The organism is Spirosoma soli (assembly GCF_042684525.1).
Lineage (GTDB): Bacteria > Bacteroidota > Bacteroidia > Cytophagales > Spirosomataceae > Spirosoma > Spirosoma soli.
Genome location: NZ_JBHULN010000028.1, coordinates 15700 through 32226, shown reverse-complemented (window position 1 = coordinate 32226; position 16527 = coordinate 15700). Strand labels below are relative to the sequence as shown.

At 49.9% G+C, this 16527-nt stretch carries 15 protein-coding genes; 10 read left to right on the top strand and 5 right to left on the bottom strand.

All coding sequences use genetic code 11. The annotated features are described in order from the left end of the window. The first annotated feature begins 4 nt into the window (after window positions 1-4). The 3 genes from serA to ACFSUS_RS27715 all read left to right on the top strand — a co-directional run bounded on the left by serA (window position 5) and on the right by ACFSUS_RS27715 (window position 3920). On the top strand, window positions 5-1915 hold the full coding sequence (serA, locus tag ACFSUS_RS27725) for a phosphoglycerate dehydrogenase (protein WP_381528137.1): 1911 nt from the start codon (window positions 5-7) through the stop codon (window positions 1913-1915). Window positions 1916-1983: 68 nt separating this feature from the next. Then, complete coding sequence (locus tag ACFSUS_RS27720; RefSeq protein WP_381528135.1) at window positions 1984-3060, top strand: aminotransferase class V-fold PLP-dependent enzyme; 1077 nt, start codon at window positions 1984-1986, stop codon at window positions 3058-3060. 164 nt (window positions 3061-3224) lie between these two features. Then, the gene (locus ACFSUS_RS27715; protein WP_381528133.1) at window positions 3225-3920 is read left to right on the top strand and encodes a hypothetical protein; all 696 of its coding nucleotides are present in this window, start codon (window positions 3225-3227) and stop codon (window positions 3918-3920) included. A 50-nt stretch (window positions 3921-3970) separates the two neighbouring features. Here ACFSUS_RS27715 and ACFSUS_RS27710 read toward each other — a convergent pair whose 3' ends face one another. Then, a complete protein-coding gene (locus ACFSUS_RS27710) occupies window positions 3971-4492 on the bottom strand; it encodes a DinB family protein (RefSeq protein WP_381528132.1) in 522 nt (173 codons plus the stop codon). Between the two features lie 220 nt (window positions 4493-4712). Here ACFSUS_RS27710 and ACFSUS_RS27705 point away from each other — a divergent pair, with 220 nt between their 5' ends. Continuing rightward, window positions 4713-5846 carry a spore photoproduct lyase family protein gene (locus ACFSUS_RS27705; RefSeq protein WP_381528130.1) on the top strand — a complete coding sequence of 378 codons (1134 nt, stop codon included), beginning with the start codon at window positions 4713-4715 and terminating at the stop codon, window positions 5844-5846. A gap of 45 nt (window positions 5847-5891) precedes the next feature. On the opposite strand, the gene ACFSUS_RS27700 is transcribed toward ACFSUS_RS27705, so the two are convergent. Together ACFSUS_RS27700 and ACFSUS_RS27695 are read right to left on the bottom strand one after the other, a co-directional pair. Beyond that, the gene (locus tag ACFSUS_RS27700) at window positions 5892-6251 is read right to left on the bottom strand and encodes an endonuclease domain-containing protein (protein WP_381528128.1); all 360 of its coding nucleotides are present in this window, start codon (window positions 6249-6251) and stop codon (window positions 5892-5894) included. Between the two features lie 93 nt (window positions 6252-6344). Further along, on the bottom strand, window positions 6345-8384 hold the full coding sequence (locus ACFSUS_RS27695; RefSeq protein WP_381528126.1) for a M13 family metallopeptidase: 2040 nt from the start codon (window positions 8382-8384) through the stop codon (window positions 6345-6347). A gap of 129 nt (window positions 8385-8513) precedes the next feature. Between ACFSUS_RS27695 and ACFSUS_RS27690 the strand changes: the two genes are divergently transcribed. The 3 genes from ACFSUS_RS27690 (at window position 8514) to ACFSUS_RS27680 (ending at window position 10824) form a co-directional block, all read left to right on the top strand. Next, complete coding sequence (locus ACFSUS_RS27690; RefSeq protein ID WP_381528124.1) at window positions 8514-8969, top strand: DUF4920 domain-containing protein; 456 nt, start codon at window positions 8514-8516, stop codon at window positions 8967-8969. Window positions 8970-9084: 115 nt separating this feature from the next. Beyond that, window positions 9085-9468, top strand: a complete 384-nt coding sequence (locus ACFSUS_RS27685; protein ID WP_381528122.1) for a hypothetical protein — start codon at window positions 9085-9087, stop codon at window positions 9466-9468. 78 nt (window positions 9469-9546) lie between these two features. After that, window positions 9547-10824: a metal-dependent hydrolase family protein gene (locus ACFSUS_RS27680; protein WP_381528120.1), complete on the top strand. Its 1278-nt coding sequence runs from the start codon at window positions 9547-9549 to the stop codon at window positions 10822-10824. Between the two features lie 170 nt (window positions 10825-10994). On the opposite strand, the gene ACFSUS_RS27675 is transcribed toward ACFSUS_RS27680, so the two are convergent. Then, complete coding sequence (locus ACFSUS_RS27675; protein ID WP_381528118.1) at window positions 10995-11894, bottom strand: alpha/beta fold hydrolase; 900 nt, start codon at window positions 11892-11894, stop codon at window positions 10995-10997. 74 nt (window positions 11895-11968) lie between these two features. After that, window positions 11969-13186, bottom strand: coding sequence for a mannonate dehydratase (gene uxuA, locus ACFSUS_RS27670; protein WP_381528116.1), 1218 nt, complete (start codon window positions 13184-13186; stop codon window positions 11969-11971). A 152-nt stretch (window positions 13187-13338) separates the two neighbouring features. Here uxuA and ACFSUS_RS27665 point away from each other — a divergent pair, with 152 nt between their 5' ends. From ACFSUS_RS27665 to ACFSUS_RS27655, 3 genes are all read left to right on the top strand, one after another. Continuing rightward, on the top strand, window positions 13339-14691 hold the full coding sequence (locus ACFSUS_RS27665; RefSeq protein WP_381528114.1) for an MFS transporter: 1353 nt from the start codon (window positions 13339-13341) through the stop codon (window positions 14689-14691). A gap of 49 nt (window positions 14692-14740) precedes the next feature. Further along, window positions 14741-15733: a PfkB family carbohydrate kinase gene (locus ACFSUS_RS27660; RefSeq protein ID WP_381528111.1), complete on the top strand. Its 993-nt coding sequence runs from the start codon at window positions 14741-14743 to the stop codon at window positions 15731-15733. Window positions 15734-15854: 121 nt separating this feature from the next. Then, a complete protein-coding gene (locus ACFSUS_RS27655) occupies window positions 15855-16517 on the top strand; it encodes a bifunctional 4-hydroxy-2-oxoglutarate aldolase/2-dehydro-3-deoxy-phosphogluconate aldolase (RefSeq protein WP_381528109.1) in 663 nt (220 codons plus the stop codon). The last annotated feature ends 10 nt before the right edge of the window (window positions 16518-16527 follow it).

Below are 16527 nucleotides of genomic sequence, written 5' to 3'. Positions count from 1 at the left end.
TACTATGCTCACCAAATCACCAACTGCCGAACACACGTTTTACATCATTGATTTCGACAGCACGTTCACCAAAGTGGAAGCGCTCGACGTGCTGGGTGAAATCTCACTCATTGGCCGCCCCGACCGCGACGACGTACTGGATCAAATTAAGGCTATTACAGATCGAGGTATGTCGGGCGAAATTTCATTTACTGAATCGCTCGACTTGCGGCTCAATTTATTGAAGGCTCACCGCGATCATCTGCCTGCGCTTATTGAAACGCTAATGGGTAAAATCTCGGATTCGTTTCAGCGCAACAAGCAGTTTCTCTCCGAGAATGCCGACCATATCTACATCGTATCAAATGGCTTTAAAGAGTTCATTGTTCCGATTGTTACTTCTTTAGGTGTTCGGGCAGAGAACGTCTTTGCGAATACGTTCGTGTACGACGAAACCGGAGCCATTGTTGGTTTTGACGCCGAAAATCCCCTGTCGGCCAATGGGGGCAAATCGCAGGTAATTCGTAATCTTAACCTGGACGGCGAAGTGTACGTCATTGGCGATGGCTATACGGACTACGAGATCCGGGCATCGGGACTAGCCAATCGGTTCTACGCCTTTACCGAAAACGTACTGCGCCCCCGTGTGGTTGAGAAAGCCGATCACGTAGCGCCATCCCTCGACGAATTTTTATACCATAACCACTTGAACCGTAGTCAGTCGTACCCCAAAAGCCGAATCAAAGTGCTTCTGCTGGAGAACGTACACCCAGTAGCCCTACAACTGTTTGAGCAGGAAGGCTTTAACGTCGAGATCCGTAAGGGAGCGCTGGATGAGGACGAGCTTATTGAAGCCATTCGCGACGTATCGATCCTGGGTATCCGGTCGAAAACAACCGTGACACGGCGAGTACTCGAACACGCTAATAAACTCATGTCGATTGGTGCGTTCTGCATCGGCACCAACCAAATCGACCTTACGGCCTGCACCGAGCGAGGCATTGCTGTTTTCAACGCGCCGTACAGCAACACGCGTTCGGTGGTTGAACTAGCGATTGGTGAAATCATCATGCTCATTCGAAATATCGTCCCGAAGAGCAATTCGATGCACAAGGGCGTATGGGATAAGTCGGCCAAAAACAGTTTTGAAGTCCGGGGTAAGAAACTGGGGTTAGTTGGCTACGGCAACATTGGTACCCAACTCTCAGTAGTGGCCGAAGCGTTGGGCATGGAAGTTTACTTCTACGACGCCGTTGATAAGCTCGCGCTCGGTAACGCTCGTAAGTGCAAAACCTTGGACGAGCTGTTGGCTATTGCCGATATCATCAGCTTGCATACCGACGGTCGCAAAGAAAACAAAAACCTCATCAGCTACCGTGAGTTTGCGTTGATGAAAAACGGCGTCATCTTCCTAAACCTGTCGCGCGGCCACATTGTCGATATTCCAGCTCTGGTCGACGCCATTGAGCGGGGGAAAGTTGCGGGTGCGGGTGTGGATGTATTCCCGCAGGAGCCGAAGACCAATAACGAAGAATTTATCAATGCACTGCGCAATTTGCCAAACGTGATCCTGACGCCCCATATTGGTGGTAGCACCGAAGAAGCCCAGGAAAACATTGGCAACTTCGTGCCCGGCAAACTGCTCGAATACATCAACAACGGCAGTACGTATGGTAGCGTAAATTTCCCGGAGTTGCAGTTGCCGCTGTTGAAAAACTCTCACCGCTTACTGCACATTCATGCCAATGTGCCCGGTATTCTGGCGAAGATGAACAATATTTTTGCCAAGTATCATATCAATATCCATGGCCAGTACCTCAAAACAAATGAGCAGATTGGCTACGTGATTACCGACGTGGCTAAAGAATATGCCGATGAGGTAGTAGAAGAGCTAAAGGGCATTGATCAGACCATTAAGTTTAGACTACTTTACTAAAGAGTGAATGAGCGAATGAGTGGTTAGCTGCATACTCATTCTTTCGCTCATTCACTCTTTCGCTCTCTATGAAACAAACCTACTTTACGCCCGGCCCAGCCGAACTTTATCCAACATTCTATCAGCATCTGCAAACGGCGCTCGATGACCAGATTGGTTCAATCTCGCACCGTAGTGAAAAGTTTCGGAGTATATACCGGCACACTGACGAGCAACTCCGTATTCTGCTGAATATTCCGGCTTCGCACGGTATCTTTTTCACGGGTTCGGCTTCGGAGGTTTGGGAACGCGTACTGTTCAATTGCGTCGAGCACGAGAGCTTTCACCTAGTGAATGGTTCGTTTTCCCGAAAATTCTACGATTACGCAAACTCGCTCCACAAGTTCGCTCACCTGTTTGAGAAGCCTTTCGGCGAAGGGTTCGACCTGGCAGAGATTGATGTGCCGGAATATGCTGAACTAGTTTGCTTAACGCACAATGAGACCTCATCGGGGGTACAAATGCGGCCGGTTGAGATGCATAAACTAAAGCGCAAATACCCTAAGAAGCTGTTTTGCGTCGATATGGTCTCCTCGGCCCCTTATCCGGATTTAGACTTCAGCCTGATCGATTCCGCGTTTTTTTCGGTGCAGAAAGCGTTTGGCATGCCCGCAGGCTTAGGCGTATGGATTGCGAGTAAGGCTTGTCTGGAAAAAGCGGAGCGTTTGCAGAAATACGATTCGCTCACCATTGGCGCCCATCACACGCTGCCGACGCTTTGGAAGCACTACGATACGTTTGAGACACCTGCTACGCCAAACGTATTGTACATTTATCTGCTGGGAAAGATTACCGAAGATTTTAATAAAATTGGCATCGACACCATTCGTAAGCAGACCGAAGAGAAAGCACGGCTGCTGTATAAGTTCTTAGACGAGTCTAGTGCTTACGAAGCTTTTGTGAAGGAAGAGCGCCACCGGTCACAAACAGTCATCGTAGCGAATACAGAACAACCATCCGCCGACGTCATTGCCGCCACGAAAGCCGCTGGTATGGTGGTTGGTAGCGGGTATGGTAAGCACAAAGCCACTCAGATCCGGATTGCCAACTTTCCGGCAACCTCCATCAGCCAGGTGAACGCGCTAATCAATCAGTTAAAAAAATAACGTACTCATTTATAGTCACCTTCAAGCAAACGTCTTCTCAATACGAGGGGGCGTTTTTTCATGTGTCTATTCAATCATTGCCCTCCATCCACAACAAACCTTATTTTCGGTTTATAGTTAATGAAACAGTGTTTCTATTAACACAGTACGTAAACTCAACGACTATGAGAAATTTCATTACAGCTACAACCTTGCTCGTATGTTTAACGACGGTTGGTTTTGCGCAAGACAGGTCAGACTCGACAGAGCGTTCTCGGCCACTCATTAACGAGAATACGAAGCAGGAAGCCCGCGAAAAAGCGGCCCAAGCTGAAGAGAAATTTAATGAAGAAGTCGAAAAGTCCCGTAGTTATCAGCAGACCAACCAGCTGAGTTGGTTTCAGCCTAACAACCTGTTTGTTGGCGGAGGACTCGGTCTTGGAGCAGCCAACAGTCAGGCATATGTAGCGATAAACACCCGACTCGGCTATTTCTTTCAGCCAGGCTTCGCAGCTGGACTCCGTTATGACTATGACCGGTTGGTAGGAAACAAATACCGCGCACGCCAGGCAGGTATTTTTGCCCGATACTATCCGTTCCGGACGCGAATCAGCAGCTTTGTCGGTGCCAGCCTGAACTCAGGCCGGGAGTTCTCGGAGACGATTCCAGCCGACGAAAAAGCGCGCTACACCAGCGTTGGTCTGGAAATTGGCGTAATGGCCTGGATTTTACACCGGCTTGGTGCTGAGATCACCTACGAAAGCAGCTTTTACAACAAAATAGACCCTACAGCTAGCCGGGGTAAAGGCGGCCGTATTAAGATTGGTGTCAATTATTATTTCGGCCAGGTGGGTAACCGGGGTGTGCGACTGGCCCGCTAACGTAATAGATTATTTAGGAGAAGCCAATTCGATAAGCCGGATTGGCTTTTTTAGTTGATGGGCAATAACGCCAGGTGATGCTGAGTGTGGATGCTAACAAAGCTCAGCATCTCGCGAACCGTCAGTTTACCCAGGGCAGGATGGGGCATTACGTAACTATCCAGTTCTTGCTCTGACCATGACTTGGTCGCCTGGGCCAATGTATAGTACTCATTAGAAAAGCGCTCCAGTACGTCGGCCTGCCCAACGTTCAGGTCGTCCGGTCGGGGCGACATGCTGGCTGGGGCTTTTACACCCGTGTTCAGCACTGTCCGGTATAAAGATTCTATCACCGCATACGACCGAGAGGGTCCATCAGGCTCACCCCATTGCGTTAACACACCACGCGGACCGGTCATCAACCGAACCACCGGCCGGGCTGACAAATACAGATGCTGGGTTACATCAGCGACTGACCACTTTCCCGCTGGATTGTGATTGAATTGCTGCTGCGAATAACTATTGGCGGTATCGACAAACTGATGACAGTCGCTTAACAGTCGAGACTTTATTGATTCTTTTGTTATGCGCATTGCTCCCCTTTTCGCGTCAAGATTAGATTATTCAAGTCAAAATACCAAGTTATAAAAGGTTAAAACTAATGTAGAAAAATTTTTTAAGTTATTGATATTCAATTATATAACCACCAAAGTATTTATACATCGGGGGATTTATCCAGCTTAGTCAAGTGTTATATATTCGTAGCGGCAGCCTGTTTAAATAGGGCTAAACTGCCCATTTCTTACTCTCGTTATGACCACTGAATCAATCGTACTACCCCAGGCCAAATCGCCTGTCCCCCCCCTTGTTAAGTCTGCCCGACTTTGGATGCCTAAACGTGTAGTCTTCACAGCTGACGCCCTTAAAGAGCCGTTTGGCCAGGCTATGTACGAGCGCATCTCTGCGTTTGACTTACCTATTGAGATTGCCAAGAATAACCGCATCACCGGCCTGCGCGGAGCCGACGAACGCGAAACCTTTCGTATTGCTAAAAATACGTTGGCTATTGTGAACGCTCCACCGAGTGCATTCCGTTTGCAGCCTATTCCACCCTCAGCCGACTGGCAGATGAACCTTGCGGAAGGCTGTCCGGCCCACTGTCATTATTGCTACCTAGCCGGTAGCCTATCTGGCCCTCCGGTGGTGCGTGCCTATGCCAACCTCCCTAAAATGCTTGAGCACACGGCTACATATGAAGGCACTTATCCTCCCAACAAAACCTGGCAAGGTTACGACGCTAATCGCTCTACGAGCTTTGAAGTGAGCTGTTATACCGACGTCCTGGGCATTGAGCACCTCACGGGTAGCTTAGCCGAGTGTATTCGCTACTACGGTACCCGAGAGAACGCCCAGCTTCGGTTTGTGTCTAAGTACAATCAGATCGACAGCTTGCTCGATCTACCGCATAACGGCCATACCCGTGCGCGCTTCAGCTTAAATGCGGAGTCTGTTGCCCGACGGTTAGAGGGTGGTACAGCTTCTGTTGAGGCTCGTTTGCAGGCGATACGCCAGCTGGCACTTCCCCACGAGTTGGGCGGTGGTGGTTATCCCGTTGGCGTTGTTTTAGCGCCCATCATGCCCATACCCGACTGGCGAGAACATTACACGGACCTTCTCGACCGTATCCAGGCTACGCTTGATTTTCCCTGCGACCTGACGGCTGAGTTCATCAGCCACCGCTTCACGCCCGGCTCGAAGGATGTGTTGTTACAGTGGTATCCGAACACGTCGCTGGAGATGGACGAAGCCTCACGGGCGGAGAAGCGTAATAAATTTGGTGGCACTAAGTACGTGTACCGCCCTGAGGATATGAAGGAAATGAAGCAGTTCTTTTATGAGGAATGGGCCAAGCGATTCCCGAACGCTCCGGTGCTGTATTGGACGTAGTGCCCCCTCACCCCAACCCCTCTCCCATTGGGAGAGGGGCTTTTGCTATATGAGGTTTTCGCTAATCATACTAAGTACTTTGTCGATGTGATGCATCACATCATCGTTTGAGAAACGCAGTATTCTCAGGCCAAGGTCTTGAAGAATGAGTTCACGCTCCGCATCGTCGATACGTGCTTCTAATGTATTGTGAACCGAGCCGTCAACTTCGATGACTAGCAGATACTCGTGGCAATAGAAATCAACGATAAATCTCCCAAAACTGTGTTGCCTCCGAAACTTCTTACCATCCAGCTGACGATTTCGAATCTTCTCCCATAAAACAATCTCCGGATTAGTTTGATTTTGTCGCAACTCTCTGCGCAATTCCTTTATTGAAGGTGTACTCGATCCACCTCGGGCCATAAATATGAAAACAGTTAACAGCTGAACATTCACAGAAGCCTAAAAAAGCCCGTCTCCTTTGGGGAGACGGGTTGGGGCGAGGGTATGAGCTATCTACCAAACCTTCGCCTGCTGTACTTCGGGTTTGTACAGCTTCTGACCAGGCTTAACATTAAATGCCTGATAGAACGGTTCAAAGTTTGTCAATGGACCATTGACCCGAAATTTAGCGGGCGAGTGCGGATCAGTGGAAATACCCACGCGCTCAGCTTCATCGCGTACCTTGATGCGCCACACCTGCGCAAACCCTAAAAAGAAGCGCTGGTCGGGCGTGAAGCCGTCTATTTTTTCAGTGCTCTGGCCCTGCTTTGTCAGTTTAAACGCTTGGTACGCTAACGTAATACCGCCTAGATCGGCTAAGTTCTCGCCTAGTGTTAATCGTCCGTTTAGGTGCAAGTTATCCAGCACTGTGTACCCGTTGTATTGGTTAACAACCACCTGAGCTTTTGTTTTGAACCGTTCAGCATCCTGCTTTGTCCACCAGTCGCGCAGGTTACCACTGGCATCATACTGGCGGCCCTGATCGTCGAACAAGTGAGTCATTTCATGGCCGATGACCATGCCGATACCTCCGTAGTTAATGGCATCGTCAGCGTCTTTGTCAAAAAAAGGAAATTGTAAGATGCCCGCCGGAAACACAACCTCATTGTTTGTAGGATTAGCGTAGGCGTTGACCGTTGGTGGCGTCATGCCCCATTCAGCCCGGTCGACAGGCTGGTTAATCTTGGCAAACTCTTCCTTAAGATAATGTTTGCGGGCGCGTTGTACATTGCCGAAGTAATCGTCGCGCTTTACGTCCACGTCCGAATAATCTTTCCATTTATCGGGATAGCCGATTTTCTTAACAAACCGATCAAGCTTTACTAAAGCCACTTTTTTAGTTTCGGGAGCCATCCAATCTAACTTTTCGATACGCTCCCGATACACTTTTTGCAGGTTGTTTACCAACGTTAACATTCGCTCTTTCGCTTCAGCCGGAAAATATTTCTTGACCCATAGCTGCCCCAGTGCTTCACCCAGCGAACCATCAATACGGCTGGCGATACGTTTCCAGCGTTCAGGTTGCTGAGGTTGGCCATACAGCGTTTTGTTGTTGAATTCAAAACTGGCTTTTTCAAACTCTCGGCTTAAGGCGCTGGCATTATGGTCTAACACATCGAACACTAACCGATCTTTCAAAACGGGCATAGGGACCGTCGGCAGCATCTTGTCTAACGCCTGATAATATCCGGGCTGAGACACCAAAACGGTATCTATTCTGGAGAGGCCCATGGTATTCAGCAGCGTCCGCCAATTCAGGTTAGGCATCCGCTGGGTCAGGTCGGCCACAGCAAATTTGTTGTAATTGGCCACCGGGTCGCGTAGGTCCGTAGCGGATTTGTGCGACTTTGCCAGCTCGGTTTCAAACTGAAGGATGGCGTCGGCTTTTGTCTTAGCCGAGATCGAATCTACGCCGGTCAAGGTGAAGAGCTTGGCTACGTAGGCGACAAAAGCGGCTCGAATCTTCTTGGTAGGCTCATCGGTTTTGGTGTAGTAATCTTTTTCGGGTAACGACAGCCCTGCCTGACCGAAGTTAATCCGATTGATTGAACTCTGCCGGTCATCCGCGCCAACGTACAAACCAATGAACTCGCCCCCCCGGTTAGTCTCATCGGCCGCCAGGTAATTGAGTACCTGTTTGTAGTCGGTCAGGGCAGCAATCTTAGCGAGTTCAGCCTTTACAGGCTCATAACCGAGTTTATCGATTGTAGCCGTATCCATACCACTAGCGTAGAAATCACCGACCTGCTGCTCCACCGTACCGGTTTTAGCATCGGCGCTGGCAGCCTCCTCCAGAATCGACTTAGTCTTCAATTGGTTATCTTCATACAACTGATAGAACGAACCCCAGCCCGTTTGGTCGCCCGGAATTTTCGTTTTCTTGACCCAAGTGCCGTTAGCGTACGTAAAAAAATCGTTGCCGGGACTAACAGTGGTATCCATCCCCGACTTATCAAAGAAAGATGTACGCGTTGGTGTTTCCTGTTCTTTCTGACAAGCGGTGAATACGAACACGCTCATTCCGAGCGCTAAAAATTGTTTAGTACGTTTCATAAAGGGTTTTGTAATGAAGTCAATGTGGTGGTACTTTTGGGTAAAGATAATGTATTGGCAACATACTGATTTGTTAGCCATTCGCGTATTTACGTTATACACTAATCGCATCATTAACTCGTAGTACTTATGAAGAATTTCCTGTTAACCTGCCTCATTGTTGGCGTATCACTTGGCACGTATGCACAGACCGAACTGAGCTATCACGGAAAAAAGATCAATGAAAAAGGGGCCATTCCGGCCGCTCAGCTACCGGCTAAAATGGGCAACAAAGAAAAAATGCCTGCTAAAGTTGAAGGTACTGTCGAAGATGTCTGCAAGATGAAAGGATGCTGGATGAAAGTAAAAACCGCCGACGGACAAACCATGCGGGTTACCTTTAAAGATTACGGCTTCTTTGTACCTAAAGATATTGTCGGCAAAACCGTAGTGGTTGAGGGAACCGCTGAAACAACGACCACGCCTGTTGACGAACTCCGGCATTACGCCGAAGATGCAGGAAAGTCAAAAGAAGAAATCGCTAAAATTACCGAACCCGAGAAAGCGCTAACATTCGTCGCTGATGGCGTGATTGTGAAGAAGTGAGTCTTCACCTGCTTGTTGTTATCAGCCATATGCTTAATTTTCGTTCGAAGCAGTGACCCGTCTATTGGTCAAGTACTCCTGCTAAACCATTTACCCAATAGTAACCCCACCACTTATGTACTTAGAAGAACGCGTTGAACAAGTTGAGCAAATCATTACAGATCATGGCCGTCAAATTGAAAGCATCGCTAAGGGATTAGCTGATTTAACTTCAGACGTACGAGCCATTCGGCAGGATATGACTGAAGGATTCAACAAAATTGACGGCCGTCTTGATAGCATTGATACTCGACTTGATAGTATTGATGCCCGTCTCGACAAGTCTGATGCCCGCTTTGATAGTATTGATGCCCGTCTCGACAAGTCTGATGCCCGCTTTGATAGCATTGACGCCCGTCTCGACAAGTCTGATGCCCGCTTTGATAGTGTTGACTATCGACTCGCTGAAATGCAGCAAACACAATTATTAATATTGAAACTACTGACTGAACGTTCTTAATAATTCACTGACCATTCATTAATTTCAAGGCCGCAGCCGAGTACTGCGGCTTTTTTATACCTAACCACTAACAGACTCATGAAAAAATTGTACCTGCTGGCCGGGCTCTCGCTGCTGGCGTCACCCCTACTTGCCCAACGGACGCTTATTCACTGCGGTAATCTTTTTGATGGCGTTCGCAACGACCTGCAACGCGAAATGACTGTTGTGGTCGAAGGCAACAAAATTACCGCTGTCCAAAAGGGGTTCACGTCGCCCATGGGTCAGGATAAGGTGCTTGATATGAAGTCTAAAACCGTTTTACCCGGCCTGATTGACATGCACGTCCACCTAGAGACCGAAACCCGGCGCGGTGGTCTGGTCGATCGGTTTACGCAAAACGTGCCCGACGTAGCGTTTCAGGCAGCTAAATATGCTAAAACAACTTTACTGGCTGGCTTCACCACCGTTCGCGACCTCGGCGGCAGTGGCATTAACGTAGCGCTACGTAACGCCGTCAATCGGGGGATGGTGGACGGACCGCGCATTTTGACCGTTGGTAAATCCATCGCCACGACGGGCGGTCACGCTGACCCGACCAATGGTTATCGTAAAGACCTGATGGGTGATCCCGGTCCAGAAGAAGGCGTCATCAACGGCCCCGACGAAGCCCGCAAAGCCGTACGTCAACGCTACAAAGACGGCTCTGATCTCATTAAAATTACCGCCACCGGGGGCGTATTGAGTAACGCCAAAGATGGGTCAGGACCGCAATTTTCGGACGAAGAGTTAAAGGCTATCATTGAAACGGCTAAAGACTATGGATTTGCCGTAGCTGCCCACGCTCACGGAGCCGAAGGTATTAAGCGGGCCGTGCGCGCTGGTGTGCAAACCATTGAGCACGGCACCTACATGGACGACGAAGCCATCGAACTATTCAAAAAACACGGCACTTATTACGTGCCCACAATCATTGCGGGTAAAACCGTAGCTGATTCGGCCCGGATGTTTGGTTATTATCCGGCACTAGTTACACCGAAGGCGCTGGCGGTTGGTCCGAAGATTCAGGCAACGTTCGGTAAAGCGTATAAAGCGGGGGTAAAAATCGCTTTCGGCACGGATGCGGGCGTGTATATCCACGGCTACAACGCAAAAGAGTTTGAGTACATGGTTGAAGCGGGCATGCCTCCGCTGGAAGCGCTCAAGTCAGCCCTGATGACCAACGCGAAGCTGTTGGGCATGGATACTCAGATTGGCTCCGTTGAAGCGGGTAAGTTCGCCGACATCATTGCCGTTGACGAAAACCCGATTCAAAATATCAAAACGCTGCAAGCCGTCCGGTTCGTCATGAAAGACGGAAAGGTGTATAAGCAATAGAGATGTAAAGCGGTTTAAGCGTAGCCTGGACGGCCACGTCCGAGCAAGAGAAGCTTTATCATTCCCGGACGTGACCGTCCAGGCTACGTTTTACGTTTGGTTAGTTTATTAATTTAGCTTACAGCGAAATACCCAGGTAATGAGCCTAACTCTTTCAACCACCTGAGCGGTCAGCTATTTATAAAACGAATCAGTTCAGCGTTCACCTGCTTGGGTTCCTCGTGGTGCACCCAATGAGTCGCCTTTTCATGAAAAATAAGCTGTCCATTTTCGCAAAGGTCAATGCTGGGCTGAGCCATTTCTCGCTTTAGAAACTGGTCTCTAACACCCCAGATCAGCAGCGTTGGCACCGTAATGCGTGCTTTCGCGCTTCGCTTTGGCGCACGTCGTAAAGCAGCCCGATACCAGTTTACCATTGCCCTAAATGCCCTGGGCTGCCCCCAGGCTTCTTTATAGAGCTGAATGTCGGCTTCTGTAAATGTACCGCGTCGGCTGGTGCTTCTTAAAGTTCGGGCGGGCGCATACCAGTTACCTACTCTAAATAACGTTTCTGGTAACCACGGCAGCTGGAAAAACCCGATGTACCAACTGCGTAGCATCTGCCCTTTGTCGCGACTAACGAACCGTTTCATTACAGTTGGGTGCGGAACATTGATAACCACCATCCGCTCTAGCCGGTCCGGATACGTAGCGGCTGTCCACCACGCTACAGCCGCTCCCCAGTCATGTCCAACAATCACCGCCTTTTGCCGACCAGCCGCGTCGATTAATCCGATTACGTCGGCAGCCAAATGGTCTATTGAATACGCACCGAGTCCTTTTGGTTTTTCGCTTAGGTTGTATCCGCGTTGATCGGGTACCCAGACGCAGTAGCCAGCTTGGGCCAGTTCATCAATCTGATGGTTCCAGCCATACCAGAACTCCGGGAAGCCATGCAACAAAATCACGAGCGGACCTTCGGTCGGCCCAGCTTTAATGACATGAAGCTTTATGCCATTGGTTTCAACGAAATCATGCTCCATACGTATTGGAATAACTTCCTTATGTCGCACTCGGTCTTCCAGAAGCATGTATCTTCTGGAAGGCTAATCTTGCTTCCCCCGAAACCGTCAGCAATGCTAAATGTTAGCGCTGATGAGGTAACTCAATTCTGGTTGAATGATAATCCTAACATTAGTCCACGCAGTTCAGCAAGCCCACGCAATCGACCAATGGCCGTGTAGCCAGGGTTCGTGCGCTTACCAGACGTCAAATCATCGAGCATCCGGTGGCCATGATCGGGGCGAAAAGGCATTCGTAGGTCCGTTCGGCCTTCGCTAGACCGCCGTTTTTGTTCGGCCAGTAACGCTCGCATCACGCCAGGCATTGGTACATCGCCTTCGAGGTGATTAGCCTCCTGAAAACTACCTCGGACTGAATGGTCTCGGACCGACTGGTCGTCAGCATCACGTTCGGTACTGCGCAGATGAATAAAGTGAATTTTGGGACCCAGTCGCTCAGCCATACCCACCAGATCATTATCAGGCCGAACGCCATAAGATCCTGTGCAAAAACATAACCCATTGGCGGGCGATTCGGCAGCGGCCAGCAAAGCACGAGCATCAGCTTCGGTACTGACCACACGCGGCAATCCCAGAATTGGGTATGGTGGATCGTCGGGGTGAATGGCCAGCCGAACACCTACTGTCTCAGCAACCGGTACAATTTCACGTAGGAAGCTGTATAAATTTTGGCGCAGATCATGATCGCTGATATCTTTATACGTATCCAAAGCATCACGAAACTGCTCGACTGTATAACTTTCTTCGGAGCCGGGCAGACCGGCAATGATTGTTCGTGTCAGGCGCTTCACGTCTATGTCGGTCATTTTGTCGAGGCATGCCCGCGCCCGGCGTTTACCCTCATCGTTATAGAGATACTCAGCACCGGGTCGTTGAAGAATATACAACTCAAAAGCCGCAAATTCCGTCGCATCGAATCGCAAGCCGGTAGATCCGTCGGGCATGGGATGATCCAGATTCGTCCGGGTCCAGTCCAGCACGGGCATAAAATTATAACAGACCGTGTCGATACCCACCTGCGCCAGATTGGCGATAGACTCCTTGTAGTTTTCAATGTACTGCCGGTAGTTACCAGTACGTGTTTTAATACCTTCGTGCACCGGAATACTCTCAACAACAGACCAGGTAAGCTGCTGGTTTTCAACGATCTCCTTCCGCTGTTGTATCTGATCAACCGGCCAGACTTCGCCGTTACGGATGTGGTGGAGGGCCGTTACGATTCCTGTGGCGCCCGCTTGTCGGACGTCGTTAAGCGATACGGGGTCGTTCGGTCCGAACCACCGCCAGGTTTGTTCAAGCATAGTGTGCGTATTGAGTAGGGATAGTCATGGACTGATGCAAAACTAGTACTGATTCATCAGTCCGTAACTGATCAATGATCTGGGGTTTTTACTAGGTATTTAGGTAAAAAAGCGTTTTACCCTGCTTTTCTCCTGAAAAGCTCCTACTTGTTTTGGTAAATTCAACCACAACTGGCCGTTTTCGTTGGCGCATCGTTACGCTGCTGTTCCTGGCAACAACGATTAACTACATTGACCGACAGGTATTGTCGTTCACGATGACCGACGAGGTATTTCGGAAAGAGATGCTGGACGTATCCCCTGATGCCGTGCTCACAAAAGAAGCGACTGACCGGTTTAAGGTGCTTTACGGCGACGTTGATGCTGCGTTTAAGTTTACTTACGCCATCGGCTTATTACTGGTTGGCTGGCTCATCGACAAAATAGGTACCAAACGCGGCTTTTCACTGGGCATCATCGTGTGGAGTGTTGCGGGAGTGCTCACCGCTTTTGTCAATAGCATGGCGGGGTTACGCTGGGCCAGGGCGGTACTAGGATTAGGGGAAGCCGCTAATTTTCCGGCGTCTGTGAAAACAATAGCCGAGTGGTTTCCCCGACGCGAGCGTTCGTTTGCCAATGGCCTTTTCAACGCAGGTACCAACATCGGCATCATTCTGACAGCCCTTGTTATACCCTACCTGATCTTGCAATACGGCTGGCGTAGTTCGTTCTTCATAACAGGCCTATTGGGCTTTCTCCTGCTGGCTTTATGGTGGTTCACCTATAGCAAACCAGAGCGAAATCCGAAGCTTTCGGCCGATGAACTAGCTTATATCCGGAGTGATAACGAGCAAGCCCCTCCGTTAAAAGTCTCATGGGGGCGGTTGCTTGGCTATAAACAAACATGGGCCTTTGCCGTCGGTAAGTTCATGGCTGACCCGATCTGGTGGTTCTACATGTCGTGGTTACCCGATTTTTTCAACTCAAACGACGCCCTCGATCAGAAACTTGACCTCAAAAGTTTTGGAATGCCCTTTCTGATCATCTATGTCGTATCCGACGCCGGTAGTGTATTTTTCGGTTGGCTCAGTACGCAGTTCATGAACCGGGGCTGGTCGGCGAACCGCGCGCGCAAAACAACCATGCTTATTTGCGCCCTATGCGTTGTCCCGATTTTTTTCGCGGCCCAAACAAGTAGCCTTACCGTCGCCATTGCGCTGATTGCGCTGGCCACTGCGGCTCACCAAGGTTGGTCGGCAAACATGTACACATTTGCTTCCGACCTCTTTCCTAAAAACGTTGTGGCATCAGTCACTGGCATCGGTGGCATGTTTGGAGCGGTTGGCGGTATTTTACTGGCACTTTTGGCAGGACGTATCATTACGGCCTTCGGTTATTTACCCATGTTTATCATAGCGAGTTGTGCCTATTTAATCGCCTTAGCCATCATTCATTTAGTTTTACCTAAATTAGAGCCCGTTAAAACAGAAGAGCTACTGGAAGAATTTGTCGTTGGTGCTAAATAAGCAAGTGTACACTTGCTATGCATCAATCGACGATTACCCACTGTTACGTATGAAAATAATTACCTTCGGCGAAGTCATGCTACGGCTAAGTCCGCCGGGCGTTGAGCGATTCGCTCAGACTGACACGCTGACTATGCATTTTGGGGGAACGGAAGCCAACGTCGCCGTTTCGTTGACTCAACTTGGTTTACAAGCAGCCCATGTTACCCGCTTCCCAGACCACGCTCTCGGTCGGGCAGCCGCTGGTTATCTCCGCCGATACAATGTCGACACCCAACACATTCGCTTTGGCGACGGACGACTAGGGCTTTATTTTCTGGAAACAGGTGCCGGAAGCCGCGCTAGCCAGATTATTTACGACCGGGTCAATTCGGCCTTTTCGCGCATCCAACCCGACGACATTAATTGGGAAACGGTGCTGCAAGGTGCCAGCTGGTTCCACTGGACCGGTATTACGCCCGCCCTCTCGCAGGGAGCCGCCGACTGTCTATTGGCCGGTATTCAGGCAGCGAATCAACTGGGCGTTCCGGTCTCGGGTGATATAGTTTACCGCAGTAACCTCTGGCAATACGGACGTCCACCCCAGGAAATCATGCCCGCCCTCACTGAAGGCTGTACGCTCGTTTTGGGTAGTAAAGCCCTCTTTTCGGAGCTATATGGCGTTGTAGGCAGTACGTTTCAAGAATCGGGGCGGGCGCTGATGGAACGCTTTCCAAAGGTTAAGTACGTCACCGATACCAAACGAAACTCAATCAGTGCCTCGCACAACCAACTTTCGGCCAAGCTGTTTGACGGCACAACGGTTCATAAATCAAGAGTGTATGACATTCAGCCGATTGTCGATCGCATTGGCACGGGTGATGCCTACATCGCTGGACTGATTTATGGCTTGTTAACCTTTGACAATCTTCAGCAGGCCGTTGATTTTGGCGCAGCAGCCTCGGCGTTGAAGCACACCATACCCGGCGATGTTAACCTGGCAACGGTCGCCGAAGTACAAACCCTGGCGAGTGGTGACAGCTCAGGTAAATTGAAACGATAATTCATTGTCATTAGCAGTCATTAAGTGGCCATTCACGTCATTAGGTAATCATTCTTTGAGTGATTGGCACATGACCACTTCACAAACAATGACCACCTAATGACCCAATAACAACTATCTGATGGCTAAAACAGCCCGACTATCCGTCTATCAAACCATCCGGCAAGTACCGCTGGTGCCTGTATTTTACAATCCTGACACTGAAATCTGTGCTGAGGTCTTGAAAGCCTGCTACCGGGGCGGTGTTCGGGCGTTTGAATTCACAAACCGGGGCGACTTTGCCCACGAGCGCTTCGCCGACCTCAGCCGGTTATGTGCCCGTGAGTTTCCGGATATGGCCTTAGGAGCCGGTACTATTCTAGACGGCCCAACGGCCGCGCTTTATCTTCAGCTCGGTGCCGACTTCATAGTTGGGCCAACGTTTAGTGAGGAAGTGGCCCGCGTGTGCAACCGCCGGAAAGTGGCTTACCTGCCCGGTTGCGCTACCCTTACCGAAATTACGACGGCTCACGAGTGGGGTGTCGAGATTGTGAAGATCTTTCCGGGTGAGGTACTCGGTCCTAATTTCGTCAAGAGTCTGAGCGGCCCCTTACCGTTTGTCAGCGCTATGGTTACTGGGGGAGTTGAACCGAATAAGGAAAGTCTATCGAAGTGGTTCGGGGCGGGCGTAGTGGCCGTTGGCATGGGATCGCAACTTTTTCCAAAAAATGTGCTTGCCGACCGTGCTTTCGATAAGATCGAAGCCACGGTTAGCGATGTAGTTCGTATTATTGCCGAATTATGACCAATCGGGT